The organism is Streptomyces chengmaiensis, from assembly GCF_029846775.1.
GTDB lineage: Bacteria > Actinomycetota > Actinomycetes > Streptomycetales > Streptomycetaceae > Streptomyces > Streptomyces chengmaiensis.
In genome coordinates this window covers 234,094-258,074 of sequence record NZ_JARWBG010000002.1, presented here as the reverse complement: position 1 = coordinate 258,074, position 23,981 = coordinate 234,094, and the positions used below count along the sequence as shown (strand labels likewise).

Below are 23,981 nucleotides of genomic sequence, written 5' to 3'. Positions count from 1 at the left end.
TCCCAGTCTCTGTGTGTCCGCGTGTCCGCGTGTCCATGTGGCCGCGTGCGGCCGTGCGGCTGTGTGGCTGTGCGCAGCGCCGCCCGGCAGAACGCCTTCACCCTAACGGCGGACGCGGCGCCGGTCCCCGGAGGACGAGGGGCACGGCGGGGCGGACGATGGCGGCATGCGCACTCCCGCCGTGTCCGACGCCCTGCGGGATGGTCTGGCGTCCCTCTACCGGGATCTGCACGCCCACCCGGAGCTGTCCTTTGCCGAGACGCGCACTGCCTCGCTCGTCGCGGAGCGGCTGGCGCGGCTGGACGGGGTGCGGGTGACGACGGGGGTCGGCGGCACGGGGGTGGTCGGCGAACTGGCGAACGGCGACGGGCCGCACATCCTGCTGCGTGCCGACCTCGACGCGCTCCCGGTCCAGGAGAGGACCCGGCTGCCGTACGCCAGCGGGACGGCGGGCGTGATGCACGCGTGCGGCCACGACATGCACGTGGTGTGCCTGCTGGGCGCGCTTGAGCTGCTCGCGGGCGCCCGCGACGGCTGGTCGGGCAGGGTCACGGCCGTCTTCCAACCCGCGGAGGAGGTCGGCGCGGGGGCCCAGTCGATGATCGACGACGGTCTGCTCGCGGGGATGACCGAGACCCCGGACATCGTGCTCGCACAGCATGTGGGGCCTTTCCCGGCGGGCACGGTCGGCTGCCATCCGGGGCCCGCCCTGGCCGCCGCGGACGGACTGAAGGTGACCCTGTACGGGCGTGGTGCGCACGGTTCGCGCCCCGAGGCGGCGGTCGACCCGGTGGTGCTGGCGGCCGCGACCGTGATGCGGTTGCAGACGGTGGTCTCCCGGGAGATCGCGGGCGGGGACACGGCGGTCCTCACGGTCGGCGCGATCAACGCGGGCGTGCGGGGCAATGTGATCCCGGACGAGGCGGAGCTGAAGCTCAGCATCCGCACCTTCACGGCGCCGGTGCGCGAGCGGGTGCTCGCCGCCGTGGAACGCGTCATACGGGCCGAGGCGGCGGCGTCCGGAGCGGACCGCGAGCCGCTGATCACACCGCTGGACAGCTTTCCCGCACTGGTGAACGACGAGCGGGCGATGGAGCGGACTGAGGGGGCGTTCCGCCGCCACTTCGGCGAGCTGAGCGTCTTTGACCCCGGTCCGACAACGGGCAGCGAGGACTGCGGCGTGCTGGGCGCGGCCCTCGGCGCGCCGGTCTGCTACTGGTTCATCGGCGGCACGGACCCGGAGGCGTACCGCAGCGCGGCCGCGGAGGGCGCCACGGACCGCGACATCCCGGCCAACCACTCGCCGCGCTTCGCGCCGGTCGTCGAGCCCACGCTCACCACGGGCGTCGAGGCGCTGACGACGGCGGCGCTGACCTGGCTGGCCCCCTCGTGACAGCCAGCCCCGTCATCACAGGGGAGGATCCGCCGTGCGCCTGGTGAACCGCGAGCAACTGATCGCCGCCTCGCCGGCGGTGCTGCTCGTGCTGTACTTCACCCTCCCCTTCGACGGCCTCGGCCCTCGCCGGCCGACGCTCAGCTGGACACTGTTCGGCCTGAGCCTCGCCCTGATCGCGCTGCTGCTGATCAAACACATCCGCGACATCTACCTGGAGCGCACGGACGCCACCCACCCCGGCATCGCCATCCCGGCCCTGATGTTCCTCTCGGTCCTGGTCTTCTCCACCACCTACTACTCCCTGGCCGACGACCCTGACGCCCTCCCGGGCCTCGACACCCGCCTGGACGCCCTCTACTTCACCATCGTCACCCTGGCCACGGTGGGTTATGGCGACATCTCCCCCGCGAGCCAGTCGGCGCGCCTGATCGCCCTGCTGAACATCGCCTACAACCTCATCTTCATCACCGCCGCGGCGACCACACTCACGCACTACTACCGCGGCCGCATCGCAGCCCGCCACGGCAGGCCGCCGCCGGACGACTGAACCCGCGCACGGGGCGCTGCGCACGGCGTCAGTTCGCCTCTCATCCCGCTCCGCCGCCGTCGGCGTCCAGCCGCCCGAACCACGGGGCCTTACCATGAACGGCCCCCGCGGGGGGCCGGAGAGCGCAGCGGCTGGGGAAGAGGAGGCAGACGGCATGGCGCAGGAGCGTGCGGGCGGCAGCGGCCGGGAGGCGTCCGCGCAGACCCGGCGGCGCGGGCAGGGAGAGCTCGAGTCGCTGGTGCTCGCCGCTCTGCGTCAGGCACCCGGGCCGGTGAACGCCGGCTGGGTGCGGGAACGGCTCGGCGAGGGCCTGGCGTACACGACCGTGGTCACCATCCTCACCCGGTTGCACGCCAAGGGCGCGGTCGAGCGGGAGCGCGCCGGGCGGTCGTTCGCCTGGACGCCGGTGGCGGACGAGGCAGGGCTCGCCGCCCTGCGCATGCGGAAGGTCCTCGACGCCGAGGCCGACCGCGAGGCCGTTCTCGCGCGCTTCGTCACCGGCCTCGGCCCGGGAGACGAAAGACTCCTCAGAGATCTGCTGCGTCAGGCGTCCGACGAGCCCCCCGGGCCCGGCGGAGAGGCAGACTGACGGGCATGGGGGTTTTCGTCTTCCTGCCGCTGATACTGCCGCTCACCGCATGGCCCGTCGCCCGGCTGGCCGAACAGCATCTCCATCCGCGCGCCGCCACCCGGCTGCTGTCCGCCGTCGCCGCCGTCCTCGCGGTGTGCAGCACGCTCTGCCTGGCGCTGCTGATGGTGGTCGGCACCGCCCAGCTGCCGGGCAACCCGCTGCCGGACGGCTGGTCGGACCCCGAGGTGCGCGAGGCGCTGCCGTACGACGAGGTCGCGGGCACGGCGGCCATACCCGCGCTGTTCGCCGTACTGCTGTCCTGCGGGCGGGCGACCTGGCGGCACGGCCGCGTACGGAGGAGGGCCGCGCAGGCCCTCGCGGGCGGCGGGGTGTCGGCGTCCGCGGGCGGCGGCGTCGCCGTACTGCCCGACCGGACCCCGTACGCGTACGCCCTGCCGGGCAGCCGTCGCGCGCGCCGCGCCGGACGGATCGTGGTCACGGCGGGCATGCTCGCCGGCCTCGACTGCGCCGAACGCAGCGCCCTCCTCGCCCATGAGCGGGCCCATCTCACCGGCCGTCACCACCGCTTTCTGCTGGCGGTCCAGCTCGCCGCGCGGGCCAACCCGTTCCTGCGCCCGCTGCGCACGGCCGTGTCGTACACCGCCGAGCGCTGGGCGGACGAGGAAGCCGCCGCGGCGGTCGGCAGCCGCCGCGCCGTGGCGCGCGCGATCGGCAAGGCGGCGCTCATCTCGCACGCCGCCCCGGTCCCCGTCTCCGCCTCGGCGCTGGCGGGCTTCGCGGTCGCCGGCCCGGTGCCCCGCAGGGTGGCCGCGCTGCTGGCGCCCGCCCCGGCGGCGGGAAGCTGGCCTCCGGTCCGCACCGCGGTCGGGCTGGCGGCGTGGGGCGCTGCGGCGGGGGCCGCGGTCTCTGCGCTGTCCTCGGCGAACTCCGCCGTCACGCTGTTCCTTGTGCTGCGGGCGGCCACTCCGCTGTAGGCCCGCAAGGGACCGGGGTACGGCACCGGTACGGAAACCGGGGCGCGGGAAGCGCCGCGACCGGCCACGACCTGTGCCGGCACACGCACGACGGCCGGTCGCGGCGCTTCCCGTGGAGCGCGCCTAGAGGTCGAACTCGTGCGGCGGCAGCTCCAGCGTGAAGCAGGCCTCCCTGACGACCGCCTGCTCGGTCTTGTCGAAGTCGCCGTCCGCGCCGCCGATGACGATGCCGATCTGGATGACGGCGCGCGCCTCGGCGGGCTTCTTCCTCGCCTTCGCGACCTCCTGCATCACGCTGACCTTGCCGAAGTCGAAGTCGGCGGTCAGCTTGTTCAGATTGTCCTCGAAACGCCGCCTCAGATCGTCCGCGTCGAAGTTCTGCAGCACCTCGTTGGTGGCGATGAGCTGTGCGACCCGCTGCCGCTCGGAGGGGTCGACCGTGCCGTCGGCGGCGGCGACCAGCGCGCACATCGCCATGCTGGCGTCCCGGAACGCGCCGCTCTTCAGATCGTTCTTCTTCGCCATGAGCTGGGTCTGCATCGTCGATGCGGACTCCCTGATGCGATCCCACAGGGCCATGAGGACTCCGTACCTCTCGGTGACTTCCTTCTACAACGATGTAGAAGCTACCAGGGGGCCGTCTCCTACCCTTCGTCCTCCTCCTCGCCCTCGAAGAAGTCGCCGATCTCGTCGATCGCCTCGGCAGCCGCCATCCCGCCGACGACGCCGACCGCGAGCCCCGCCGCGCCGGCCGCGACCGCACCGCCCATCCCGTGCCCGGAGCGGTGCTCGGGCTCATGCCCGGAGTGATGCCCGGAGTGGTGACCGGCCGCGTGATGGCCGCCGTGCCCGCCGTGCCCGCCGAAATGCCCGTGCCGTTCGGCCAGCTGCCGCATCCAGGAGTCCACTTCCGCGTTCCAGTCGCGCAGCTCCACGCCGTCGTGCGCCACCGTGTGCAGGACCACCGCGTCATGCCCCTCCGAGAAGAGGCCGCCGCGCTTGTCCGCCTCCAGGACCACGTCCACCCCGCCGGGGGAGGCGAGGAACGTCACCTCGATCTCCTGGAAGGCATGGGCGTACTGCGGAGCCGGAGCCAGCTCGATCTCCTGGTAGAACGGCAGCTGCTGCGACGTCCCGCGGATCCGTCCGTACTCGAGGTCCGCCGACCGGAACCCGAACCCGAGCTGCCCGAGGGCCTGAAGGACCGCTTCCTGCACCGGCAGCGGCCGCACCGCGAGCGGGTCCAGGTCGCCCTTGTCCTTCGCGCCCGCCACCGCGAGCTCCGTGCGCACGCCGAGGACGACGCCCAGAGGCTGGCCGTGCAGTTCGGTCACGGGTGTCTCCCAGGGCAGCGTCAGCTGGAACGGAACGCTGTGGTCAGCGCCCGCCGCGAGCCGGAAGCCGCCGCCGACGGCGAACCGCTCGAAGGCCACGCCGCCCTCCGACTCGCCCTCCTCGTGCTCGACCTCGACCCTCCCCACCAGTTCCAGGCCGATCTGCTCGATCGTGAAGTCGGCGTCTCCGCCCTTGAGACGGACCTGTCCGGTCAGGGATCCGCCGGGCAGCGCCGCACCCGGATCGAGAACCGTGTCCACCGTGGGCCCGCCCACACCGAGCGAGCCGAGCAGTCGCTTGAACACCATGTCGGCGTCCACTCCTCCTGTCGTGCGTACGTCTTCCGTGCGGTACGGCGAAACAGCGCCGCCCGGCGCTACTTCGCGGCCGCGGCCAGCGCTCCCAGCGCCTGAGCCCACCGCACGTATTTCAACTCGGCCAGATCGGCGACGGTCTTGACCCCGAAGGCCTCCTCGAGCAGTTCCCCGTCCCGCTCCGAGACCCCCTTCAACGCCGCTGCCGGCGCCTCCATGATCTCCGCCAGGCTCCTGTCCGCCCACGCCTTGTCCAACACCCTGTCCAGGTCGATCGAAGCCATGAGAATCCCCTCCCGAGTCATTGCCCCTGCATATCTACAGGCGTGTAGAAGGATAGGGGCGCGGCAGCCCGCCGGCCGCTCGGAACAGGACAGCCCCGCGGCCGGAGTGCACCTCTTGACGGCAGCTCTCCCACCGGCTACCGCACTTCTCCCTCTCCGGCGTCCTCGTCCTCTTCCCTCTGCTTCCCTTCCCCCTGCTCCCCGCCCCCCTGGTCGGCCGCGTCCGTCTCCTCCACGTACAGCCGCCGGTACTTGGCGTTGCGGAGCTTCAGCAGCACGCTTGCGACGACTGCGGCGGCGACCGAGCCCAGCAGGACGGCGGACTTGATCGGATCGACCTCTCCGGGGCCCGGATACGCCAGTTCGGCGATGAGCAGGGAGACGGTGAAACCGATGCCGCCCAGTACGGAGATGGCGAAGACGTCCTCCCACTCCAGATCCGGGTTGAGGCGGGCGCGGCTGAACCGCACCGCCAGATACGCGCCGATGAAGATGCCGAGCGTCTTGCCGGCGGCGAGGCCGATCAGCACGCCCAGCGGTTCCGGGCTGCTGACGACCTGCCACAGGCTCTCTCCGGAGATCGGCACCCCTGCCGAGAACAGCGCGAACACCGGAACCGCCAGTCCCGCGGAGACCGGCCGTACGAGGTGCTCGATGTGTTCGGCCGTACCTCGCTCCGGTTCCCCGTCGCCGGCGGAGGAGTCCCGGGTGCTCACCCGGAGCATCAGCCCCATCGCGACGCCCGCCACGGTGGCATGGACTCCGCTGGTGTACATCAGCGCCCAGGTGACGAGCGCCAGCGGCAGATACCAGTACCAGCCGTGGACCCTCCTGCGGTGGTGCAGCCAGTAGAAGAGCGCGAGCCCGGCCGCGGCCCCCGCGAGCGCCGCGAAGTCGATGCTCGCGGTGAAGAACAGGGCGATGATGACGATCGCGCCCAGATCGTCGACCACGGCGAGCGTGAGGAGGAAGGCGCGCAGCGCCGAGGGCAGATGGGTGTCGATCACCGCCAGCACGCCCAGGGCGAAGGCGATGTCGGTCGCCATCGGCACGGCCCAGCCGGTCCATGTGCCACCCGTCGGCACGGCGACCAGCCCGTACACCAGGGCCGGGACCGCCATCCCGCACACTGCGGCCACGACCGGCAGCACCGCCGTGGCCGGCCGGCTGAGATCGCCGGTCACCAGTTCCCGCTTCAGCTCTGCGCCCGCGACGAAGAAGAAGATCGTGAGCAGACCGTCCGAGGCCCAGTGCGCGACCGACAGATCGAGCCCCAGGGCCGGTATCCCGAAGTGGGTGTCGCGCACGGTCTCGTACGCGGCGCTGACCGGTGAGTTGGCCCAGATCAGCGCGGCCGCCGCGGCCGCCAGCAGCAGCATGCCGCCGAACGTCTCGGTGCGCAGGGCGTCGGCGAGGAGCATCCGCTCCGCCCGCTCGGGCCGACGGAGGAAGAGCCCCCTCGAACCGTTCGCCCGGCTCATCGCCGCCTCACATGACCGGTACGGCGCCGGGGAGCCGTTCCCGCAGCTGACCGGCGGTGACGTCGATGAGCGTACCCGCGGGTGGAGCGCCCGACCGGGACGGCCCGCCGGGCGACAGGCGGGCGTCGCGCAGCGGGCGCGTCGCGGGCCGCCGCGGGCGCCGGCCCGCCGGTCCGGCCCCGTTGCCCCCGCCGTCGTACGGCTGTGCGAGATCGTGTGCACGCATGGCGGCCTCCCCGACGAGTGGGCGCCCGTCGACGTGCTGCTCCCGGCTCCGTGTGCCGTGAGTGGCGCTGGTGGCGTCCGGTGTGCCTGGATCTGGACCGTACCCGCGCAGGCCCGCCCGATCCAGCCCTCGTCCGCCGACTGTCGCCCGTCTGGGCTCGAAAGCCACCTCAGGGGCCGGGGCCCTGCGGCCTCGGCCCGTCCCGGACCAAGCCGCCCCACACCGCGCTGTGCCAGCCGCTTCCCACCCGCGGAGAATGAGTACAGAATCTTCTGAATTCAGGATTTCATATATGATCAGTGAATGCTGACCATCACCCCTGACATCGAGGTGCTGGCCCGTTTCGGCCGCGCGCTCGCCGACCCGATCCGCTGCCGTCTGCTGCTCGCACTGCGCGAGGCGCCCGCCCATCCGTCCGACCTGGCTGACCGGCTGGGGATATCCCGGACCCGGCTCTCCAACCACCTGGCCTGTCTGCGTGACTGCGGGCTGGTCGTCGCCGTCCCCGTCGGCCGCCGGGCCCGCTACGAGCTGGCCGACGAACGCCTCGGCCACGCCCTCGACGATCTGCGCACCGCCGTGGTCGCCGTCGAAACCGACCGCACGACCTGCACGGATGCCGCGGACAAGGACTGCTGCTGATGGTCTCCACACTCCACCCCAGGGGCCCGGCCTCGGCCGCCGGGACGCGCCGAACCCGCCGCATACGGCTTCCGACCGCCGTCGCCTGGATGGCCGCGACGCCCGGCGCATCGAGGCTGCTGCGCGGTTCCCGCAGCCGGATGCGACGGCTGCTGACCATTGAGCACGGAAAGGCGTGAACGGCGATGCACGACGGGGAACTGGGCGCGGACCAGCAGGCCCACTGGCAGCAGACCTACACCGAGCACCCCGGCATGTACGGCGGCGAACCCTCGGAGCCGGCACGCTACGCCGCAGGCGTCTTCCACACGGCAGGCGCCCGGGACGTCCTGGAACTGGGCGCGGGCCACGGCCGCGACACCCTGTTCTTCGCCCGCGAGGGCTTCACCGTCCGCGCCGCCGACTTCAGCCCCGTCGGCCTCGACCAACTGACGTCCGCCGCCGCCTCCCTCGGCCTCGCCGACACGGTGACCACCCTGGTCCACGACGTGCGCGACCCGCTGCCGCTCCCCGACGCCTCGGCGGACGCGGTCTTCGCCCACATGCTGCTGTGCATGGCCCTCTCCACCGAGGAGATCCACGCCCTCACCGCTGAGATCCGCCGAGTCCTGCGCCCCGGCGGCATCTTCGTCTACACCGTCCGCCACACCGGCGACGCCCACTTCAACACCGGCACCCCCCACGGCGACAACATCTTCGAACACGCCGGCTTCGCCGTTCACTTCTTCGAGCGCTCCCTGGTCGACTCCCTCGCCGAGGGCTGGCGCCTCACCGAGATCCACCCCTTCGAAGAGGGTGACCTGCCCCGCCGCCTGTGGCGCATCACCCAGACCCTGCCGGCGGCCGTCCAGCCGGCGAAGTAGCACCAGAGCCGTATCTCCCCATCCGGGTGTCAGACACCCGACAACGCCAGAGGGCTCCTGCCGTTAACCCGGCGCTCACAGGACCTCGACCTGCTGGCCCCGGCAGCGGTTCCGGGTGTCGAGGACGTATGACGCCGTCCGTTCGACGAGCGAGTAGTCGAAGACGTCGTGGTCGGTGGCCACGACGACCACGTCCGCCGCCCGGATCTCCTCTTCGGTGAGCTCCACGCACATGATGTCCGGGGGCAGCAGATGCGAGTCGGTGTGAGGTTCCACCGCGACGACATGGGCGCCCAGCGCGCACAGCGCCTGGGCGAGCATGACGGCCGGCGACTCGCGGATGTCCCCGGTGTTCTTCTTGTAGGCCAGACCCAGTTGCAGAACCCGGGATCCCTTGACCGACTTGGCCCGCTCGTTCAGCCCGCGAGTGATCCGCGAGGTGACATAGGCAGGCATCTGGTCGTTCATCTCGTTCGCCAGGGAGATGAACCGGACGTCCTGCCGCAGCAGCCTCTTGACCTGCCACGACAGATACGAGGGGTCGACCGGCAGGCAGTGCCCGCCCACACCGGGCCCCGGGGTGAAGGGCATGAAGCCGAACGGTTTGGTGCCCGCGGCCTCGACGGCCTCCCAGATGTCCGCTCCCAGCTGCCGTGAGATCATCGCCATCTCGTTGACCATCGCGATGTTGACGTGCCGGAAGGTGTTCTCCAGCAACTTCGTCAGCTCGGCGGTGCGGCAGGAGCTGACCGGAACCGTCTGCTCCACGATGCGTGAGTAGAACCGCTCGACGCTGCGCAGTGAGGTGGAGTCGATGCCCGAGGTCACCTTCGGCGTGTTCTCAAGGCGCCAGTCCGGGTTGCCGGGGTCGATGCGCTCTGGGCTGTATCCGAGGTGGAAGTCCACGCTCGCCTTGAGCGCACTGCCCTCCTCCAGCAGTGGACGCAGCAGGCACTCGGTGGTTCCCGGGTACGTGGTGGACTCCAGGACGACGGTGGCGCCGACCGTGATGTGGGGGGCGATGCTCCGGCCCGCGCTCTCCACGAAGCTCAGATCGGGCACCCCGTCACGCAGCGGCGTGGGCACCGTGATCACACACACGTCGAAGCCGGCGATCCGGTCGTAATCGGTGGTGGGCTCGTAGCGGCCGCTGTCCAGGGCGGCCGCCAGGCATGCGCCGTCGACACCCTCGATATAGGAATCGCCTGAGGCCAAGCGCTTCACGCGCAGTTCATCGGTGTCCACGCCGACCACACGGAAGCCGGCCGCCACCGCCCGCACAGCGAGAGGAAGTCCCACATACCCCTGACCGACGACAATCAGCTTCTCTTGCTCGTGCGCGTCGTGCGCCAACGTCACCGTGGCCTCCCGGGCGGCTAATGTTCTACCGGTCAATTGAGGCACACGCGATGCTCGGCGGACCCGTTGCCGCCGCATGTCTTCCCGACGTCACTCCAATCGAGTATCAGGCAGCCACGTCGAAGTAACTTCAGGCGTGCCGATGTTTCAATTTCCGCCTTTTCTCCCATAGGTGAATGTTGGGCTCGGTACGACGACTGAGCTCCGTCGGAGCTGTCCGACACTCACCCACCGAACCGGAGCGGCCCGCATGGATCCTTGTTCGAAGTACCTGGTCACCGGCGGAGCCGGTTTCATCGGCTCGCACCTCGTGGAGGCGCTGTTGGCCGAAGGAAAGGAAGTGGTGGTCCTCGACAACCTTGCCACCGGGCGAATGGCCAACCTCGCCGGGGCACAGGAGCACCCACGCTTCCGCTTCGTCCACGGCTCCGTGCTGGACGGGCTCCTGGTCGATGAGCTGGCGGGCGAGTGCGACGCGGTGGTCCATCTGGCCGCCGCCGTCGGGGTCAAACTCATCGTCGAGCAGCCGCTGAAATCGTTTATCACCAATATCAGGGGTACCGAGACGGTGCTGGAGTCGGCCCAGCGTCACTCGCTCAGGGTACTGGTGGCCAGTACGTCGGAGATCTACGGAAAGAACTCGTCCGGACCGCTCGACGAAACCTCCGACCGAATCCTGGGAAGTCCTTCAGTGGTCCGCTGGTCCTACAGCACGGCCAAGGCGGTCGACGAGATCCTCACCGGTCTGTATCACTGCGAGCGGGGCCTGAACGCGACGATCGTCCGGTTCTTCAACACCGTCGGCCCTCGCCAGAGCCCGGCATACGGGATGGTGATTCCGCGCTTTGCCAGGCAGGCGGTGCACGGAGAGCCTCTCACCGTCCACGCGGACGGTCGGCAAAGGCGCTGTTTTCTGCATGTCGCGGACGCGGTCAAGGCCCTGATGCTCCTGCTGGAGAATCCAGGGGCGGTGGGCGAGACGTTCAATGTCGGCTCCTCCGAAGAGATCAGCGTCCGTGAACTCGCCGATCGTGTCATCGCCCAGGCGGGAAGCGTCTCCTCGGTCGAACACGTGCCGTACGCCAAGGCATACGGAGCGGGCTTCGAGGACATGCAGCGCAGAGTCCCGGAAACCACGAAACTCCGCACGCTGACGGGGTGGCAGCCCCGACACAACCTCAGCGACGTGCTCACCGACGCCATCGCGGACGCACGCGACGAGATGAGCCGCCTGGCGTCGACGAGTCTCCCGGGCGGCAGGGCGGAGGGTCTTCCCGCGGCCCCGGCGAGCGCCGTGACGACCGCCCTGGCGGGCCAGTGAGTCCCTTCCCGACGACCGTGGCGGTCGGCTGCGCGGCCCTGTCGCTCGCTGCGCTGGTGACGGAACTGCTGCGGCGTTTCGCCCTGCGTCACGACGTCACCGACCGACCCGACGGCCGCAAGGGCCATGCCCGGCCGACCCCGTACCTCGGTGGGATCGCGGTTGCGGTCGTCACGCTCGTCGCGGGAGCCGTCACGGCGGTCGCCGGAGGTTTCGGGAACCCGGGACTCGCGGTACTGCTCGGGGGTGCCGCGATCATTGCGGTGCTGGGGCTCATCGACGACCTGCGTCCGCTGGGCCCGGCACCGCGGCTGGGCGTGGAGGCGACGGCCGCCTCGGCCGTGGTACTGGTCGGGGGACATCCGACGGTCTTCGGCGGCTGGCTCGACGCCGCTATCGCCGTCATGTGGATCGTCTTCATCACCAACGCGTTCAACCTGCTGGACAACATGGACGGAGCGGCCTCGTCGGTGTGCGCCGTCATCGGCGGGATCCTGTGCTGGCAGGCGTGGTCGAGCGGGCAGGCCGGGCTGGGAGTGGTCCTCGTGGCTCTCTCCGGCGCCAGTCTGGGTTTCCTCCTCCACAACTGGCATCCCGCGCGGATCTTCCTCGGCGACTCCGGGTCCCTCTTCATCGGCTTCACCCTGGCGTCCGCGTCGGTGGTGCTCCACAAGGACGCTGCCGGGCTCGCCGTGCCGGCCGGGCTGCTGGCCACGACACTGGTCGTGACCGTGGACACCGCACTCGTCATGTTCTCCCGCTACCGGGAGGCGAGGCCGCTGCTGCAGGGGGGACTGGACCATGCGTCCCACCGGCTGCGCCGCATGGGACTGACGGTACGGCAGACCACCGTGATCATCGGCATGTTCGCGGCCCTGGGCGCAGTGTCCGGAGCACTGCTGGCACGGGGCGTCCTGCCGTCGGGTGGCGTGCTCCTCGCAGCCGCCGCGGTCGGCCTCGCCACGGTGGCGATGTTGCTGAGGATTCCGTCCCTTCCCGGCGGGGCGCCGTCCGCGGTACCCGGACCAGGGCTCTCCGTGGGACGGCAACTGGCCCGTCAGACAGCCGGAGAGGCTGCGGACCTGCGGAAGGGAGCCAGCCATCTGCGCAAGTCAGGCGCGGCCGGCTGATGCGTACTGGCGCGGCGGGACCCGCTCGTCCGACAGCGTCGGGTGTCGGCCTGCATCTGTCGCCGGCTGCTTGGCGGCCCGCACGTCTCCGGTCCACGCGGCAGCGCGAGAGTCGGCAGCCACGCCCACTCCGGGGGTCGAACCGCATGCTTCCACTGGTCCTATTCAGTGACCCTCGGCGGGGTGGGCAGGTGGGGAGCGGGGCGGGAGGCGATGCTTCGTTGAGGTCCGGTCAATGGGCCGCTCCGGGCGGTCTACGAGGGGTGAGCCGGTGGTTCGAGCATTCGAGTCGGCCGCAGGGTGGAGCGATACTGTGATGCGCATCGTCCGGGTGAGCTACCGGGTTCCGCCCATGCCAGGTGGAATGGAACGCCACGTCGAATGCCTGACGCGCGAGCAGGTCACTCACGGGCACCGGGTGACCATGGCGTTCCGCCACGGATCGGTGGTCCCGCAGGGGGCCACGCGACTGCCGTTGCGCGGCGGGGCCCTGCCGCGGGCGCTGGCGCACGCGTCGGACCGGCTGGCGTTCGCGGCGGAAGCCGCTGCCGCCATCCGGCGCCTCTGCAACGATCCGCGTTCTACTGGGGTGGATCTGGTGCATCTGCACGGTGATCATGTCGAGGCCCTTGTGCTCGGCCCCGTGTGCCGACACCTCCGCGTCCCGCTGTTCCTGACCGTCCACGCGTCCCTGACCCAACGTCATCGCCGCCTGGCTCGGCGCGCCTTCAAGGACGTGAGGGCGTTCGTCGCCCTCGGATCGGCCACGGCCGCGGACCTCGTCGCACGCGGCGTGGACGAACGACGTGTCCTCACCATGTCGAGTGGCCTGGAACTGTCCGACATGCCGTCTCCGGCCGAGGCCGTGCCCCGCGAGCGCGGCCTGATCGTGAGTGTCGGCGCGCTGAATCCGATGAAGAACCACGGTCTGCTCATCGAGGCGTTCGATGAACTGGCCCGTAGTCGGCCGTGGTTGCGCCTGGTCATCGCCGGGGACGGCCCGGAGCGGGACCGGCTTGCCGGGATGGCTGCCGCCCGGCGGGGAGTGGAGCTGGCCGGTCCGCTTTCCCGGGCGGGAGTCTACGCGCTGGTGCGGAGGGCGGAGGCTTTTGTACTCGCCTCGCGTCGGCTTCCGGACAAGGGCGAAGGCGTACCGACGGCAGCGCTGGAGGCACTCGCCCTGGGCGCCCCAGTTGTGGTGTCGTCGGACGCCTCGCTCGATCCTGTGGTCACCGATCGCGAAGCCTGGAGGATGTTCCAGTCCGGGTCGAAAGCCGATCTCGTGCGTGTATTGGGCGCTGTACTGGACGACGAACCGGGCCGTCGGAAGATGAGCGCCCTCGGGGCGGGCGCCGCCGCGGCACTGGACTGGTCACGGGTCGCAGAGCGTGTCGAGAACTGGTACCGCGTGCAGTTGCGGCAGCGGCATTCCCCACCTGATTCGCGCTGAACAGGAGCAGAGGATTGCCGATGACAATTCATGGCATGGTGCGCGGAGCGTTACCGTTTTGTCGCGACAGCGAGAAGGTTCATCGCGAGGTGACGCCGCGGCGGAAACCGTTCCACTAGTTTGGCCAGCTGCTGGAACTTCCCTACCCAGCGATACACCTTTGGATATCGATAGTATGTGACGACGGCGTCGAACCCGCTCAACCCCAGGACGCCGAGCAGTTGATCGCGCGACAGTTCGCTCCAATGGTGATTCGGGTCCCAATCGCCCCGCAGAACTGGGCTACGCGCGAACCAGCGTTCGATATTGGGCGTCGTCAGTAGTAGGCGCCCGCCAGGCCGCAGTACACGCGCGGCCTCGCCGATGAATTCGGCGTGCTTGTGCGGCAGCAGATGTTCGATAACCTCGCTACAGATAACGACGTCGACGCTGGCCGACTCCAGGGGCCATCGACATTGGAGATCAGCCTCAATGAACCGGCTGGGAACCTGGACTGTGGAAAACAGTCGCTGAGCCTCTCTGACCCTGTCTGGCTGTACATCAACGCCGAGCACGGAACGCGCTCCAGCGCGCACCGCATATGCTAGCAACGGGCCGCTATCGCAGCCAGCCTCGAGTACATCCGCCCCTGCTGCGAATTGCTTGATGAACGGACGTAGCGTCTGTTGGTGGACGTTTTGGGCCGCCCTGCCGTGGTCCCAGAGTTGAGCGGCGGCATTCGCCCTGCTGTCAGTGATGTGAAGCCGCTCTCCTGTCGATTCCATGTCCAGAATCTACAACGGACACTTGATTCCACCGTGCATGCCGGTCGCGCCCGGCGTGTGACCCTGGATTACCTCCCACACGCCCCCGCGGCGAACTTGTTTGAGGGCCGCGGATACGACGTGGTGCTCTACGCCCCGGCCCGCAACCGGCTCGTGCCGACCCCGGAATCGCCCTCCGCGGGGCCCGACGTTCTCGCCGTGCACCGTCGATGCCGGCAGTTGGGGGAGGCGCGGCTCAGCAGTGAGGTCTGACGGGGAGGGGCGCGACGGCCATCACCCGTCCGCCCGAAATGGGCCGAATCCCGGCTATCTGGCGGGCGTCGCCGCCATTAGGACCTCCCTCGCGTGTCCAAAACAGGCAAACAGCATGTAAAGGCTAAAAATTAGCTGATTGCTCACTGGTGCTGTCCCGTGACCCGCGCCGTGCGGCAGGGGCATGCGACGAAAGGAAGTCCTCCATGGGTACAGCTCGACGCGTGGAACGCGCCGTCGTGACGGGAGCAGCGGGCTTCATCGGCTCACACCTCGTGGAGTCCCTGCTGCAACAAGGCGTCACCGTGCTCGGCTACGACCGGCGTTCGCCCGGCGACAACGCCATGGCGGCGCAAAACCTCGGCGGTGTACTGGGGCATCCAGGATTCCGGCTGGTGCAAGGAGACTTGGTCACGGATGACTTGAAGCCCTGGGTGAACGGTGCCGACACCGTCTTCCATCTCGCCGCCGTGCCGGGCGTCCGGCCGTCGTGGGGGGACACCTTCGGTGAGTATCTTGAGTGCAACGTGCTGGCGACACAGCGGTTGCTGAACACTTGTGTCTCCCTCGGCGTGGAGCGCCTGGTTCTCGCCTCCTCCTCCAGCGTGTACGGCGACTGCACGGGGCCGCTGCGCGAGGACGGCGTCACCGCTCCCCGGTCGCCGTACGGGGTCACCAAGCTCGCCGCCGAACGTCTGGCCCTCGCCTACGCACTTGCACCGGACAGCCCCATCAGCGTGGTCGCAATGCGCTACTTCACGGTGTACGGTCCGCGGCAGCGGCCGGACATGGCCATCGGGCGCATGCTGCGCGCGGTGCTGACTGGAGAGCCGCTGCACCTGTACGGGGACGGCCACCAGCGCAGGGACTTCACCTTCGTCGCGGACGCCGTCGCGGCCACCGTCGCCGCGGCGACCGCGGAGGCGACTGCGGAGGCGGTCAACGTCGGTGGCGGCGACAGCGTCTCGGTGCTTGATGTGCTGCGCCGGGTCGCTGAGATCGCTGGGGCGGAGGTCCCGGTGCGCGATGACGCGTACCAGCCGGGCGATGTGCAGGTTACCGAGGCCGATCTGACGAAGGCCCAGACGCTGCTCGGCTACCGGCCCTCGGTCACACTGACCGAAGGCATCGTGCACCAGTGGAAGTGGCTCTCCGCCCGTACCCCGACCACCGACTGCCCGGCGGCCGTGACCGCGTAGCGGCGAGAAAGTGGGAAGCATGCGCATCTTCCTCGATGTCGGCGGACACTACGGCGAAACCCTTGATGTCGCCCTGGATCCCCGTTGGGGGTTCGACAAGGTCTTCTGCTTTGAACCGGCCAGGCCCTGCCGTCGCATCCTGGGTGGCTTCCGCGATACCAGAGTGCGTGTCGTGCCGGTGGGACTGTCCAACAGGACGGGACGGACGACCCTTTACGGGACGGGCCTGCTGGGCGGAAGCGTGTACGCCGACAAGAGGCAGTTCGACGCACATGTGGCAGCGGAGACCGTCGACCTGGTGAGGGCCACGGACTGGCTACTGGCCAACACGTCGGACCACGACGAGATCTATCTCAAGCTCAACTGCGAAGGCAGCGAGTGCGACGTCCTCGAGGACATGCTGGACAGCGGCGTGATCGACCGCCTGCGGTGCATCTACGTCGACTTCGACGTCCGGAAGATCCCGAGCCAGGCGCACCGGCAGGCGTTCGTCGAGGAGCGTTTGCGGCAGGAGGGCTGCCGGTTCGTCACCCCCGAGTCGCTTACCTCTCCCGGCGGCAGCGCGGCCGTACGGGAGTGGCTCACGGCGGTGACATCCGCCGCCCCCGCCGCCTCCGGCACGCTGCGCTACCGGTTGGGGCTGCACCGCCCCCTGTATGTCTGGGCCAGGACGGCGGCCAGAACCGCCCTTCCGCGCCCCGTCTACTCGCTGGCGGCCCGACGCCTCGGCGCCCAGTCAAGGCAGCGCGCCAAGGATGCCGCCGGCTGATCAGGGTCTGAAGGCGGGTGACCGCCGTACCGTGGTCACCCGCCTTCGTCGTGCCCGGCCACGAGGCGTCGGTCACCGTGGCCGTGCCGGCCAAGGGCCGTCGGTCACCGTGCGCAGACGCTTCGGAACAGGGCGGCCAGCGCATCGATGTTCGTGTCGAAGCCGTACTCCGCGAGGACCCGGCTCCGCACCGCAGCCAGTTGTTCCGCGCTGGGAGGGGACTCGATGGCCCGTCGGACAGCGGACGCGATGGCGGCGGAGTCGGGCGGAACCAGACGGACACCGTCCCAGTCCGCGCAGGCCGCCGGGATGCCGCCCACCGATGTGGCCACGAGTGGCACCTCCGCGCTCGCGGCTTCGAGCAGGGTCCTCGGCAGCCCCTCGTCCCGGGAGGAGATGACGAAGAGATCGGCGCGCGCGAGTTCGGCGCGGATCTCGTCGACGTCACGTGCTCCGAGGAACTCGACATGGCCGGACAGCCCCAGACGTGCCGCCTCCTCGGCGACATGGGCCCGCAGCGGTCCATCGCCCACCACGCGCAGTCGCAGCCCCGGATGGGTGCGGACCAGTTCGGCGAGCGCCTCCAGCAGCAGGTCGTAGCCCTTCGACGACACCAGTCGGCCCACCGTCAGCAACCGGGGGGCGCGGGTGTCGGACAGCGGCGGCCGGTCACGCTCAAGCCTGTGTTCCCACACCGGAAGCAGCCTCGGCGGTACCAGGACCGAGGGGATGCCGCGCCGGTCCAGGGCATCGAGCATCGACCGCGCGACGACCCTGCGCCCGCCGGCGTGATGGGCGAAGAAGACCACGGCTCTCTTCAGCACCGCGCGGCGCCACCGGCCGAGGGAAGCTGCCGGCAGGTGCAGATAGTCGCCGTGGATCTCCATCAGCCACGGACGACGCACGATCAGCGAGACGATCGAGGCGGACAGCCAGCCCCATGGCTCGGCGCCGTTGAGGAGTACGGTCTCGCCCCTGCGAGCGGCCGCCCGTGCCAGACGCACCCCGATCCGTACCGAGCCGGCTGCCCAGAGCAGCGAGTGCGGTCCGGGGCGGCGGGGCCGCTGTACCACCCGAAGGGGACCGCGGCGGGCAGCCAGGCGCGGCCCCGACCAGACGCAGCAGGCATGACCGAGCCGATCGGCCAGCGCACCCCATGTGCGGAGGTTGGGAGAATCCCTGACCTCGGGCTGCTGGTGCCCGGAGAACGTCACGACGGTGACGCGGGGCAGGGGCGCGCGGACGGCGGGTGAGGGCGGCGTGGTCGTCATCGGTCGCTGAGCCGGTAGCGCGACAGCAGCAGCGGGAGCTCGGCCTGGACGAGCCGCGACCAGGCGTCGACCGCGGAGAGGCAGGGGACGAAGGAGCTGCCGCCCTGGGGGTACGTGGGATGGTCGAAGTCGAAGAACCGTACCCGGATGCCATGGTCGGCGAAGGCCGCCAGGTCCAGGTAGTCGCGTCCGGAAGGCCCCGCGATGTACTCGTCGGCGCCCACCGTCCTGCACAGGTCGAGGATGAGTCCGCTCTTGCTCCCGGTGGCAGAGAGTTCGCTCGCGCGGACCCGTGGAACCTTGACCTCGAACTGAGGGAACAGCCAGTCCACGATGTCCAGGTTGAGGTCCGCCAGCGGGGAACCGGGTGCCGCCGCCTCGATCAACGCCAGCAACCCCTCGAGCCGGCCGGCGCCGGGGGTGCCGGCCACCGCCTGGACGAGGCGTCCGCGGTACCGCCGCAGCCAGTGCGGTGTGCCCGCGACCCGGACATCACGGATCAGTGTGCCGAACGGGGCTTCGACCGGCACGGTGAGCCAGGTCTGCTCCCCGTTCAACAGGACCCTGTTGCGGTTCTGGAAGTAATTCTTCCGGTACGGCACCGAGTCGAGCACGATCCACAGGTCCGAGGCCGCGACCTTGGCCAGAAGGCCCAGCCACGGCAAGTGCTCCGGCTGATGAATCGTCACCTTCATGTGAGCACCTCCGGGCCGGGCCGCCTCGGGGGATTGGCGCTGGACATCAGTCATTCCTCCTGGGGAACGCAGACCGCCACAGCGACCGCGACAGCAGGGCGGCCGGGCCGGCGCCCTGGGACCGCAGAGAACGGAGCGTCACGGCGAGGGCCGAGGCCACCGGTTCGGTGTCGAAAACCGCGGCCCGCTGGACGAGTGCGGTGCGCGCTGCTTCGGGGAGCGGCGCCCGTGCTGCCGCGACCGCCAGCTCGGCCATCCGCTCGAGGTCGCCGTCGGGAGCCACGTACCGGTCCCGCAGCTCCCCCATGACGTCCGCGCAGCCGCCGACGTCGAAGGACACGCAGGGGGTGCCGACCGCCATCGCCTCGACAAGGACCCGAGGAAAGCCCTCCTGGCGTGATGGCACAAGCAGACAGCCCGCTTGCGCCATCACTCGGACGACGACGTCGTTCGGGACGCGGCCCGCCAACAGCACCGGCTCGGGGGCGAGCCGTGAGAACAGCGGACCGTCTCCCAGGACCAGGAGCTCGGCGTCGGGCAGGTCCGTGCGGATCTCCGCCAGCAGCCGGGGCAGTCGGTCCGCTCCGCGGATGGCGTCGAGGCTGTGCACGTAGAGGAACCGGTGGGGGGACTTGAGCCACCGCCGGACGACCGGTCCCCAGGCCAGCTCGGGGCCGTCGGTGAGGGTGCGCAGCGCCTTCCCGTTCACGTCGTTGCAGGCGAGCAGCATCCGGTCCCGGCCGAGACCGTAGCGCCCGGCGTACTGGTCGATCAGGCGTGGCGGACCGGTGACGACCGCGTCGACCATCCGGCGCAGCACCTGGCGGTGGACGAGCCGTCCGGCGCGCGCGCGAAGGCCGAGGCGAGTTCCGGAAAGCACGCCGACGCCGCCGGACGACCACAGCGCGACGCGCCATCCGCCCCCCATCCGCCCGGCCATCCACAGCAGCGCGGCAAGTTTCCAGTGGATGCGGACGAAGACGACATCGACCCCCTCCCGCCGCGCCCGTGCCGCGAGGCGGAGGAAGGCGCGCACCCAGTCGAGGCTGAGTCTCAGCGGCGGAAGGTCCGCGGGATCGCCGTACCCCACGGCGGTGGCACGGCAGGTATGCGACAGGGTGTCGACAAAGCCGGGGACGTGAGCCGCGTGTCCGCTGCGCATGCCCGCTGTGGTGAAGACGTACCACACGCACAGCTTCTCGACGGGAATCAGCGGGTCGGTCGAGAGCAGCAGTTTTCCGGCCGGTGTGGTCCCCCTGACGCGGAAGCCCGCGCGGGTGTACAGGGCGATCGCCGGCTGGTTGCCCGGATCGCAGTTGATCGTGACCGTCCCGGACGACTGGGCGAACAACCGGGCGATGAGCCAGGCGGCGACACCCATGCCCCGATGGCGCGGATCGACAGCCACGCGGTTGACGTGAACGCCGTCAGGGCGACTGGAGGCCACCAGGAAACCGACCGGCTTGCCCGACTCCATGACGACCAGGCTCAGTTCCTGCTTGCCCGGCAGAGGACGGGTGAAGTTCTCGAGATCCCAGGGCCGGTCGTCGTAGTGGGCGCTCTCCCGGTGGACGAGACGTTCCAGCTCGACGAGCGCGCCGAGCGATTCGTCCGTCAGGTCCGTCAGACGGCACAGTTCGTAGCGGTGCGCACCGCTCGGGATCGTCCCCACGGCACCATGCATCCGATTCCTCCGGGTCGTGTGGTGGTTCGCCCGCCAGGCTGACACGGTGTGACAGGTGGCTCCCACCGACGGGCCGTCCACCGTGCCCGGTCCATGCGGACGGCGTACCCCGTGTCCCGGGCGTGCCGGTCAGCCTCGGCGTGCCTCGGCCGTCATGGTGGCGTAGAGCTCGTCGAACCAGTCGGCGGTTTCCGACACGTCCACCTTGGCGGCGTCCGCGCGTGCCCCGGCGGCGAGGACCCGATGGACCTCGGGGCGCATGGCCCGAAGGACGCCCTCCGCGAAGGCCTTCGGCGAGCCCGGTCTGGTGAGGATTCCGTTGCGATTGTCGTCGACCAGTTCGGGGACGCCTCCGACCGCGGTGGACACCACCGGTACTCCCGCCGCGATCGCCTCCATGACCACGACCGGCAGCCCCTCGCTGTGCGAGGACAGCACCAGCACGTCCGATGCCGCCACCAGACGACTGGCCTGCGGAACCCTGCCCAGGAAGCGGACCCGGTCGCGCAGCCCCCGTCGGTCGATATCGGCCAGGACCTGCCCTCGCAGGGGGCCGTCCCCGGCGAGCACGAAGAGCGCGTCAGGGCGGTGGGCGATCACCCGTGACGCCGCGTCGATCAGCAGTTGATGGTTCTTGACCGGTCTCAGATTGGCCACGCATGTGAGGACGAATGCGTCCAGGGGAATCCCGAACTCCTGCCGCACCTGGTCTGCATGCCTGGCCCAGTGGCCCTGCCTTCCGGCGTCGATGCCGTGGACACGCGTGAGGACACGGCGGGCTCCCTTCACGCTTCGTGCTCTGGCGACCTGCGGAGAGACCGCCACCACCAGATCATCGAGACACCGGGTGGGACGGTTCAGCAACATGGCCAGTGAGTTGTAGCGCACCTGATGGACCGTAGAGATCAGCAGGGGCCGGGGCCGCATCAGGTGGACGAAGGGGCGCAACGCGGCCGCGGGAGACGGCGAGTGCACATTGATCACATCGGGCCCGAGGTGCCTGACCACAGCGATCAGCCTGGCATAGCGGAGCCACCGCGGGCAGTCGCGCAGGTCGACGACCCTCACCCCGGCGGACCGGAGAGCGTCGCACAACTCGTCGGTCGCCGCCTGCATGAAGACCACGGTGTACTCCAGCCCGGCCCGTCGCTCCCGGCGGAGGCGCTCGACAAGCAGTACCTCGGCGCCGCCGACGTCAAGGGTCTTGATCACCTCACAGACACGCGTCGTAGTCATCACCGGCCGTGCTCGATCCGATGGTTCACGCATGTCACGCCAGTGTGCCTTCCAGGCGCGACACCTCGAACGCCTCGCCGTGACGGGTGCGCATCTCATAGCCGCGGTAGCGCGACCGGGCCTCGACGCCTTCGATCCACTGCTCGCCGTACTTCTCGTACTCCGACCTGTGCTGCCGCAGGGCCTGCAGTTTCTGTTCGATGGTGTCGTCGATGCTGATGTACAGCTGCGGCCGGAAACCGACATAGCTGCGACCGGAGGGCACGATGGGCTCGTACATCACCACGGAGTTGTAGTACCTGCTGGCCGCGATGGTGGCGAGCGCGGTGTTCGCGTGCGACCGGTGGGTGTCGAACGGCCAGTGCGTGAAGACCATGGTCGGGCGGAAGTCGTCGACGACCTTGTTGATCGACTCCACGACGGCCGAGTGGTTCTCCACATCCTTCGCCGGAAACCTGAGGATGTCGATCTCCTTCACCCCGAGTGTCGCCGCGGCCTCCCTGCCTTCGGCCACCGCCACATCCGCGTCGCGGAAGTGACGGCCGTTGTAGCTGGTGTACTCCGAGGTGCTCATCACCAGGAAACGCACCTGCGCTCCCGCGTTGACCAGCCTGGCGGCGGTTCCGCCCGCCGCCAGTTCGATGTCGTCGAGATGGGCCCCCACGAACAGACTCCGCTCGAACATCGGGTTGCTGCAGAACATCACGTCTTCCTTTCGGGTAACGCCTGGCGTGGGCCCGGGAAGCGGACGGCACGCCGTGACGCGACGCCGCGTCACCCGGAGCCGGTCGGCGGCCCAGCGGTGTGTCAGGCCTGGAAGCCGCGGCCTCGGCCTCAGCGTGGCACGCACGGGGCCGCCCGCCGCCGCCGACGAGCCGCCCCGGAGAGCCGGTGTACTCCAACGGCGTACACCGCCCGGAGGCTCCGCGCGCCGGACAAGTCAACGTGACCCATCCGGCCGACACTTGGCCCTGCACCACCACCGAGGATGCCGCAGACGGCGGTCCTCCAGTCTGCGGAGGGAGCTTGCGGATGCGAACCCGGCCCCAGGAAGCCGTCCTTGTCATGGCCTGTGCCGCGGTGTTCGTCCTGCTGGTCACGGCACTCGGGATCGTGACCAGCACAACCGGCCCTGCAGCGATCGCGGTACGTGTGCTGGGCAGTTCCCCAGCATGGCTGCCGACGGTGGCTCTGACGACTGTCGCCGTACTGGCGGCGCTGGTGCTGTCGCCCACCCTTCTGCTGGTCGGTGCCGTCGTGGCGGGCCATGGGCTCGGCATCGCAGCCCTTCAGGAGCCGCTGGCGGGGCCGCTGGTCATCAGCGACCTGCTACTGCTCGCCCACCTGTTGGCCTCCTTCGCCAAGCAGCGCATCGAGAAGGCGGCACTGTTCGCGCCCGTGTGCCGGTGGCTGGGACTCTTCCTGGCCTGGTCCTTTCTGGCCACGGCGTCCGCCGGCGCGCCCATCACGCCGCTGCTGCGGATCAGCGTCTACGCAGCCGTGTTCGTCCTCCTGTCGAACCACCCGATCGATCGGAGGCTGATGTACGGGGCCGTTCTGTGCTACGCCCTGGTCAACCTGGTGGGCGGAGTGCTCCTGGGGCAGCCGCGGCTCATCGGGCTCGACATCGGAGACCCGGCGCAGATGGGGGCCCTTCTGCTGGCCGCGCTGTGTCCGCTGCTGACGACCGAACTGCGCTTCACCGGCCGGTGGGTGGTCGGCTCGATGCTGCTGTGCGGAGTCTTTCTGACGCAGACACGCAGCGTGTGGTTCGCCACGGTCGTGGTGCTCGTCGTCTGGGCGCAGAGGAGGGTGTCACTCGTCAGGATCGGAGCCATCCTGCTGGTGCTCGGACTGCTGGGGTTGGGGACCGTCGACCTGGTCACCCGCTGGTTCGGCCTCAATCCGTTCAGCGGGGACCTCCGCACGCTGAGCGTGATCAACGGAATCCACGCCGGTATGCAGGAACCCTGGTTCGGGGCCGGATGGGGGCGGATCCCGTTCGTGGATTGGGCGGGGGCCTCGATGCCGCCCTCGCCCGACCCGGTCATGCCCTACAACCTGTTTGTGGGCGTGTTCGCCTCGGTGGGCCTGCCTGCCGCTCTTCTCCTCCTGCTGTTCCTGGGAGAGCTCCTGCGCCGAGTGGCCCCTCAGCGTGGAACTCCTCTGCTGTTCACGGTCGGAGTGCTCGCCATGT

Annotated in this window: 24 protein-coding genes and 1 pseudogene; 13 read left to right on the top strand and 12 right to left on the bottom strand. The window is 70.0% G+C overall.

Annotation, left to right across the window (positions count from 1 at the left end):
- The first annotated feature begins 166 nt into the window (after positions 1 to 166).
- The 4 genes from QCN29_RS03020 to QCN29_RS03005 all read left to right on the top strand — a co-directional run bounded on the left by QCN29_RS03020 (position 167) and on the right by QCN29_RS03005 (position 3,509).
- Positions 167 to 1,393 carry an amidohydrolase gene (locus tag QCN29_RS03020; RefSeq protein WP_279926063.1) on the top strand — a complete coding sequence of 409 codons (1,227 nt, stop codon included), beginning with the start codon at positions 167 to 169 and terminating at the stop codon, positions 1,391 to 1,393.
- A gap of 34 nt (positions 1,394 to 1,427) precedes the next feature.
- On the top strand, positions 1,428 to 1,943 hold the full coding sequence (locus QCN29_RS03015; RefSeq protein WP_240134378.1) for a potassium channel family protein: 516 nt from the start codon (positions 1,428 to 1,430) through the stop codon (positions 1,941 to 1,943).
- A 154-nt stretch (positions 1,944 to 2,097) separates the two neighbouring features.
- Positions 2,098 to 2,532, top strand: a complete 435-nt coding sequence (locus QCN29_RS03010) for a BlaI/MecI/CopY family transcriptional regulator (RefSeq protein WP_240134377.1) — start codon at positions 2,098 to 2,100, stop codon at positions 2,530 to 2,532.
- A gap of 5 nt (positions 2,533 to 2,537) precedes the next feature.
- A complete protein-coding gene (locus QCN29_RS03005; protein WP_279926062.1) occupies positions 2,538 to 3,509 on the top strand; it encodes a M56 family metallopeptidase in 972 nt (323 codons plus the stop codon).
- 123 nt (positions 3,510 to 3,632) lie between these two features.
- Here the strand turns inward: QCN29_RS03005 and QCN29_RS03000 are convergent, their stop codons facing one another.
- From QCN29_RS03000 to QCN29_RS02980, 5 genes are all read right to left on the bottom strand, one after another.
- Positions 3,633 to 4,088, bottom strand: a complete 456-nt coding sequence (locus QCN29_RS03000; RefSeq protein WP_240134375.1) for a tellurite resistance TerB family protein — start codon at positions 4,086 to 4,088, stop codon at positions 3,633 to 3,635.
- Between the two features lie 65 nt (positions 4,089 to 4,153).
- Positions 4,154 to 5,152, bottom strand: coding sequence for a sporulation protein (locus QCN29_RS02995; RefSeq protein WP_279926061.1), 999 nt, complete (start codon positions 5,150 to 5,152; stop codon positions 4,154 to 4,156).
- A 68-nt stretch (positions 5,153 to 5,220) separates the two neighbouring features.
- Positions 5,221 to 5,442, bottom strand: coding sequence for a hypothetical protein (locus QCN29_RS02990; protein WP_279926060.1), 222 nt, complete (start codon positions 5,440 to 5,442; stop codon positions 5,221 to 5,223).
- Between the two features lie 137 nt (positions 5,443 to 5,579).
- Positions 5,580 to 6,923, bottom strand: a complete 1,344-nt coding sequence (gene nhaA, locus QCN29_RS02985; protein ID WP_279926059.1) for a Na+/H+ antiporter NhaA — start codon at positions 6,921 to 6,923, stop codon at positions 5,580 to 5,582.
- A 7-nt stretch (positions 6,924 to 6,930) separates the two neighbouring features.
- Positions 6,931 to 7,149: a hypothetical protein gene (locus QCN29_RS02980; RefSeq protein ID WP_279926056.1), complete on the bottom strand. Its 219-nt coding sequence runs from the start codon at positions 7,147 to 7,149 to the stop codon at positions 6,931 to 6,933.
- 303 nt (positions 7,150 to 7,452) lie between these two features.
- On the opposite strand from QCN29_RS02980, the gene QCN29_RS02975 reads away from it, so the two are divergent.
- The 3 genes from QCN29_RS02975 to QCN29_RS02965 are packed head-to-tail and all read left to right on the top strand — an operon-like array spanning position 7,453 to position 8,654.
- Complete coding sequence (locus QCN29_RS02975; protein ID WP_240134370.1) at positions 7,453 to 7,791, top strand: ArsR/SmtB family transcription factor; 339 nt, start codon at positions 7,453 to 7,455, stop codon at positions 7,789 to 7,791.
- Positions 7,791 to 7,970, top strand: a complete 180-nt coding sequence (locus tag QCN29_RS02970) for a hypothetical protein (RefSeq protein WP_279926054.1) — start codon at positions 7,791 to 7,793, stop codon at positions 7,968 to 7,970. Before QCN29_RS02975 ends, QCN29_RS02970 begins: the two co-directional genes overlap by 1 nt.
- 6 nt (positions 7,971 to 7,976) lie before the next feature.
- The gene (locus QCN29_RS02965; protein WP_279926053.1) at positions 7,977 to 8,654 is read left to right on the top strand and encodes a class I SAM-dependent methyltransferase; all 678 of its coding nucleotides are present in this window, start codon (positions 7,977 to 7,979) and stop codon (positions 8,652 to 8,654) included.
- A 75-nt stretch (positions 8,655 to 8,729) separates the two neighbouring features.
- On the opposite strand, the gene QCN29_RS02960 is transcribed toward QCN29_RS02965, so the two are convergent.
- The gene (locus tag QCN29_RS02960; RefSeq protein ID WP_279926052.1) at positions 8,730 to 10,013 is read right to left on the bottom strand and encodes a nucleotide sugar dehydrogenase; all 1,284 of its coding nucleotides are present in this window, start codon (positions 10,011 to 10,013) and stop codon (positions 8,730 to 8,732) included.
- Between the two features lie 250 nt (positions 10,014 to 10,263).
- On the opposite strand from QCN29_RS02960, the gene QCN29_RS02955 reads away from it, so the two are divergent.
- The 3 genes from QCN29_RS02955 to QCN29_RS02945 all read left to right on the top strand — a co-directional run bounded on the left by QCN29_RS02955 (position 10,264) and on the right by QCN29_RS02945 (position 13,914).
- A complete protein-coding gene (locus tag QCN29_RS02955) occupies positions 10,264 to 11,334 on the top strand; it encodes an NAD-dependent epimerase/dehydratase family protein (protein ID WP_279926051.1) in 1,071 nt (356 codons plus the stop codon).
- Complete coding sequence (locus tag QCN29_RS02950; RefSeq protein WP_279926050.1) at positions 11,331 to 12,464, top strand: MraY family glycosyltransferase; 1,134 nt, start codon at positions 11,331 to 11,333, stop codon at positions 12,462 to 12,464. The genes QCN29_RS02955 and QCN29_RS02950 overlap by 4 nt, the downstream gene beginning before the upstream one ends.
- 364 nt (positions 12,465 to 12,828) lie before the next feature.
- On the top strand, positions 12,829 to 13,914 hold the full coding sequence (locus QCN29_RS02945) for a glycosyltransferase family 4 protein (RefSeq protein WP_279926049.1): 1,086 nt from the start codon (positions 12,829 to 12,831) through the stop codon (positions 13,912 to 13,914).
- 50 nt (positions 13,915 to 13,964) lie between these two features.
- Here the strand turns inward: QCN29_RS02945 and QCN29_RS02940 are convergent, their stop codons facing one another.
- Entirely contained in the window at positions 13,965 to 14,678 is a 714-nt protein-coding gene (locus QCN29_RS02940) for a class I SAM-dependent methyltransferase (protein WP_279926048.1), read from the bottom strand.
- A gap of 458 nt (positions 14,679 to 15,136) precedes the next feature.
- Between QCN29_RS02940 and QCN29_RS02935 the strand changes: the two genes are divergently transcribed.
- Positions 15,137 to 16,129 (top strand): NAD-dependent epimerase/dehydratase family protein, encoded by a 993-nt coding sequence (locus QCN29_RS02935; RefSeq protein WP_279926047.1) that lies wholly within the window; start codon positions 15,137 to 15,139, stop codon positions 16,127 to 16,129.
- Positions 16,130 to 16,148: 19 nt separating this feature from the next.
- Positions 16,149 to 16,898, top strand: coding sequence for an FkbM family methyltransferase (locus tag QCN29_RS02930; protein ID WP_279926045.1), 750 nt, complete (start codon positions 16,149 to 16,151; stop codon positions 16,896 to 16,898).
- A gap of 104 nt (positions 16,899 to 17,002) precedes the next feature.
- Here the strand turns inward: QCN29_RS02930 and QCN29_RS02925 are convergent, their stop codons facing one another.
- The 5 genes from QCN29_RS02925 to QCN29_RS02905 all read right to left on the bottom strand — a co-directional run bounded on the left by QCN29_RS02925 (position 17,003) and on the right by QCN29_RS02905 (position 22,487).
- Complete coding sequence (locus tag QCN29_RS02925) at positions 17,003 to 18,169, bottom strand: glycosyltransferase family 4 protein (protein WP_279926044.1); 1,167 nt, start codon at positions 18,167 to 18,169, stop codon at positions 17,003 to 17,005.
- Positions 18,166 to 18,864 (bottom strand): WbqC family protein, encoded by a 699-nt coding sequence (locus tag QCN29_RS02920; protein WP_279926043.1) that lies wholly within the window; start codon positions 18,862 to 18,864, stop codon positions 18,166 to 18,168. Before QCN29_RS02920 ends, QCN29_RS02925 begins: the two co-directional genes overlap by 4 nt.
- 46 nt (positions 18,865 to 18,910) lie before the next feature.
- Complete coding sequence (locus QCN29_RS02915) at positions 18,911 to 20,536, bottom strand: GNAT family N-acetyltransferase (protein WP_279926042.1); 1,626 nt, start codon at positions 20,534 to 20,536, stop codon at positions 18,911 to 18,913.
- 141 nt (positions 20,537 to 20,677) lie between these two features.
- Complete coding sequence (locus QCN29_RS02910; RefSeq protein ID WP_279926041.1) at positions 20,678 to 21,784, bottom strand: glycosyltransferase; 1,107 nt, start codon at positions 21,782 to 21,784, stop codon at positions 20,678 to 20,680.
- A gap of 34 nt (positions 21,785 to 21,818) precedes the next feature.
- Positions 21,819 to 22,487 carry a PIG-L deacetylase family protein gene (locus QCN29_RS02905; protein ID WP_279926040.1) on the bottom strand — a complete coding sequence of 223 codons (669 nt, stop codon included), beginning with the start codon at positions 22,485 to 22,487 and terminating at the stop codon, positions 21,819 to 21,821.
- Positions 22,488 to 22,816: 329 nt separating this feature from the next.
- Between QCN29_RS02905 and QCN29_RS37015 the strand changes: the two are divergent.
- Positions 22,817 to 23,887 (top strand): annotated as a pseudogene (locus QCN29_RS37015) (O-antigen ligase family protein); the annotation flags it as partial.
- Between the last annotated feature and the right edge of the window lie 94 nt (positions 23,888 to 23,981).

What these genes read in the sequence shown, in the direction of transcription:
- QCN29_RS02990 (WP_279926060.1), bottom strand. Translation starts at nt 5,442, where the DNA reads ATGGCTTCGATCGACCTGGACAGGGTGTTGGACAAGGCGTGGGCGGAC.
- QCN29_RS02905 (WP_279926040.1), bottom strand. Translation starts at nt 22,487, where the DNA reads ATGTTCTGCAGCAACCCGATGTTCGAGCGGAGTCTGTTCGTGGGGGCC.
- QCN29_RS02970 (WP_279926054.1), top strand. Translation starts at nt 7,791, where the DNA reads ATGGTCTCCACACTCCACCCCAGGGGCCCGGCCTCGGCCGCCGGGACG.
- QCN29_RS02910 (WP_279926041.1), bottom strand. Translation starts at nt 21,784, where the DNA reads ATGACTACGACGCGTGTCTGTGAGGTGATCAAGACCCTTGACGTCGGC.
- QCN29_RS02965 (WP_279926053.1), top strand. Translation starts at nt 7,977, where the DNA reads ATGCACGACGGGGAACTGGGCGCGGACCAGCAGGCCCACTGGCAGCAG.
- QCN29_RS02920 (WP_279926043.1), bottom strand. Translation starts at nt 18,864, where the DNA reads ATGAAGGTGACGATTCATCAGCCGGAGCACTTGCCGTGGCTGGGCCTT.
- QCN29_RS03000 (WP_240134375.1), bottom strand. Translation starts at nt 4,088, where the DNA reads ATGGCCCTGTGGGATCGCATCAGGGAGTCCGCATCGACGATGCAGACC.
- QCN29_RS02980 (WP_279926056.1), bottom strand. Translation starts at nt 7,149, where the DNA reads ATGCGTGCACACGATCTCGCACAGCCGTACGACGGCGGGGGCAACGGG.
- QCN29_RS02945 (WP_279926049.1), top strand. Translation starts at nt 12,829, where the DNA reads ATGGAACGCCACGTCGAATGCCTGACGCGCGAGCAGGTCACTCACGGG.
- QCN29_RS02935 (WP_279926047.1), top strand. Translation starts at nt 15,137, where the DNA reads ATGGGTACAGCTCGACGCGTGGAACGCGCCGTCGTGACGGGAGCAGCG.
- QCN29_RS02995 (WP_279926061.1), bottom strand. Translation starts at nt 5,152, where the DNA reads ATGGTGTTCAAGCGACTGCTCGGCTCGCTCGGTGTGGGCGGGCCCACG.
- QCN29_RS03005 (WP_279926062.1), top strand. Translation starts at nt 2,538, where the DNA reads ATGGGGGTTTTCGTCTTCCTGCCGCTGATACTGCCGCTCACCGCATGG.
- QCN29_RS03010 (WP_240134377.1), top strand. Translation starts at nt 2,098, where the DNA reads ATGGCGCAGGAGCGTGCGGGCGGCAGCGGCCGGGAGGCGTCCGCGCAG.
- QCN29_RS02955 (WP_279926051.1), top strand. Translation starts at nt 10,264, where the DNA reads ATGGATCCTTGTTCGAAGTACCTGGTCACCGGCGGAGCCGGTTTCATC.
- QCN29_RS03020 (WP_279926063.1), top strand. Translation starts at nt 167, where the DNA reads ATGCGCACTCCCGCCGTGTCCGACGCCCTGCGGGATGGTCTGGCGTCC.
- nhaA (WP_279926059.1), bottom strand. Translation starts at nt 6,923, where the DNA reads ATGAGCCGGGCGAACGGTTCGAGGGGGCTCTTCCTCCGTCGGCCCGAG.
- QCN29_RS02930 (WP_279926045.1), top strand. Translation starts at nt 16,149, where the DNA reads ATGCGCATCTTCCTCGATGTCGGCGGACACTACGGCGAAACCCTTGAT.
- QCN29_RS02925 (WP_279926044.1), bottom strand. Translation starts at nt 18,169, where the DNA reads ATGACGACCACGCCGCCCTCACCCGCCGTCCGCGCGCCCCTGCCCCGC.
- QCN29_RS02975 (WP_240134370.1), top strand. Translation starts at nt 7,453, where the DNA reads ATGCTGACCATCACCCCTGACATCGAGGTGCTGGCCCGTTTCGGCCGC.
- QCN29_RS02940 (WP_279926048.1), bottom strand. Translation starts at nt 14,678, where the DNA reads ATGGAATCGACAGGAGAGCGGCTTCACATCACTGACAGCAGGGCGAAT.